Origin of the sequence: Shewanella sp. SM29, assembly GCF_025654245.1 — a bacterium.
Taxonomy (GTDB): Bacteria; Pseudomonadota; Gammaproteobacteria; order Enterobacterales; family Shewanellaceae; genus Shewanella; species Shewanella oncorhynchi.
In genome coordinates this window covers 1-2,499 of sequence record NZ_JAKKRN010000068.1, presented here as the reverse complement: position 1 = coordinate 2,499, position 2,499 = coordinate 1, and the positions used below count along the sequence as shown (strand labels likewise).

General features: G+C 47.8%; 2 protein-coding genes. Both read right to left on the bottom strand.

Annotated elements, in window-relative coordinates; all coding sequences use genetic code 11:
* Window positions 1-2,079: collagenase (locus L5L77_RS22400; protein WP_263223439.1), on the bottom strand; the 2,079-nt coding region annotated here is incomplete at its 3' end.
* Window positions 2,080-2,289: 210 nt separating this feature from the next.
* The coding region (locus L5L77_RS22395; protein ID WP_263163063.1) for a transposase at window positions 2,290-2,499 on the bottom strand (210 nt) is incomplete at its 5' end.

The following is a 2,499-nucleotide window of genomic DNA, read 5'->3' as shown; positions in this document are numbered from 1 at the left end:
CAGGCTGGCCGATTCAGTGTAACGGTAGGCTTCGTTCGTCACTTGGCAAGGCGAGTAATCCTTACTGATTGTGCCCGCTGGTCCTGTCCAGTTGCCTTCGCGGCCACTGGGCTCAGCGTCGACATCACTCGGGCCCTTATCGACTATGCCATCGTCAGCCGTGCTTAAACCACTGGCGAGCCAACCCTGCCATTCGTTATCGTAACGTGTGCCGATATTATCCATAAAGGCTTGATATTCTGCATATTGATCGTTGCGTAGGTAGGCCAGAATCTGTCTCACATCGTCCCTGTGGTGTTCAAACATGAAACGCACCGCTAGATAACCCCAGCGATAGATGCGGTCTTGGCCAGATTCATAGTTGTTTTTGAAGATGGTCGATAACATATACTCACCGGTTTCGCCCATGGCAATTGCCGCAGGGTTTGCGTCACGGTAAGAGATGTATTCTGCGAGGCCTTCAATCCACCAAATGGTATTGGCCGAAGTGCCACGACTAAAGTCACCAAACAGGTTATAGCGTCCATCGAGGTAGTGTACGTATTCGTGTTGCAGGTTCCAGACGTGGAAATCTGGCGTGCGCCATTCGGCTTCATAGGCGATAAAACGTGCCTGATTTTTGAGTCCAGCGGGCGAACCTTCTAAATACATGCCACCATTGTCGGTACTGATACCAAAGATACTGTTGGCTAAGGATTTATACTCAGACGAACTGCCGAAGATCACTAGCTCTAAGTCATCGTTGTTATCCTGCCCCACGGGTTGCATGCCCGTTTCGAGTTTACTGTGGAAATAACTTTCTTGGCTGGTCAGCACATCACAGGCCCATTTGGCTTGATCTTGATAGAGATCTTGGGCGCGGATCTTGAGGCTGTCGGAGCATTTCCAATTAAAAGGTAAAGCATCGGCTTCTAACTGCGCCTTAAAACCACAGATATTGTAATCGTTACAATGGCTGCGATCGTAATAGTCGGCCATTTCTGCCGCCGCGTACCAAAGCACTTTGCTCGGTTCGGTTTTGCTGGTGCTGCTGAGAATGTTTTTGACCAGCTGGGTCACTCGTGGACGCATGGCATCAATGTAATACAGCCTAGATAACTCTTTAACTGAGTTGACCAAAAGGTACTCTGCATTGGTGCCTAACAAGTTGCGATGTTCGAGTTGGAAGTTATTCAGCGCATCTAAAATCCCTTGATCACGCGCGAACAGCGCCTGCATGTCATCATTCCATTGGGCGCGGAATAAGGTGGTAAACACTGAGTTTGCTGCGGCGTTCATGGCGAAACTGGCTTGCCAGTTAGCGTCGTAGTCCGTTAGCACTTTTATGGTGACATGATTAAAATCGGCGCCGAGCTCGGCAGAGTCAATCAGGATTAAGGCTTCTTTCAACACACCAGCATTAGCATCGGAGACAGTCCAAATCGCAGCGTTCGCAAATAAAGCATTAAGGGCAGATTTTAAGCTGACCTTAGCAGCATTGCTGTAAGCGGGCACATCATTTGGGCTGTAAAACTGCACATAAAGGGCGGCACGAATAAAGTAAATATGGGACTCAAGATGCTGAATATCGACCCCTGTGTAGTCCTTTGCTTTAGTGGCAATGGCGTTGGCCACACTGATCACATTGGCCTCGCTAAATAGTGCGGTCGCGCTACTGCCTTTGAGGCTATAGAGTTTACCGACACATTCGGGCGTAGATTGGCTCAGTTCATTGACTAGTGCCTGACCTGATTTCCCAACAAAGTCACTGCAGTCGCTGACTTGCATCGCGGCGCTACGATTCTGCAACTTAAGTGGGGGTTGTTCCGAGACCTCTATCTGACGTTTTTGGCGTGAATGAATCTTAGGCTGCTCTGTCATCGTCGGATCATTGGGGGATGCCATCAATGGCGTCTCCCGCAGTAGCGGTCTATGTGATTCAATTAAGCTAATCGGTGCAGAGGGCGGTGGCGGGACGGGTTGAGCTGGTGAACTGTTTGGTGTGTTGTTGCCTAATGGGGGGCTTGCATGAGTGTTATGGGCAAGAACGGGAGTTGCAATCGCTAAGCTAATTGCTGCGAAGAGTAGTGTGTTTTTCATTGTGAATCCGTAGTTATCTAGTCTGCAAAGCAGATCTTCCTTGGGCGTTATTTGATGCATTTAACACAGACTTGCATCAAACCTCATTGGATTATTTGCGTGATAACAATAGCGCGACAAACATCGCAGCCAGCAAATAATGCCTCAGAATAATGGCTGTAAGTTTTTAATATATCTAGGGTCTGTTGATCTTTGCTGTACAAATGTTGTTCAGCAATACATCGGCAGCCACATTAACATAAACGCCAGTGACACCATACTGGCGTAATTTCTTGCTAGCTTGTCATATCTTGTTGATATTGCTCGATAGTGCTTAATTCTTCCAAAAGCATTCTCCACTAAATGTCGATACCGATATAAGCACCAATCGACTCTTTCTTGAGGTGTATTCTTATAGCGGCGCCTTGGAATGACAGATTT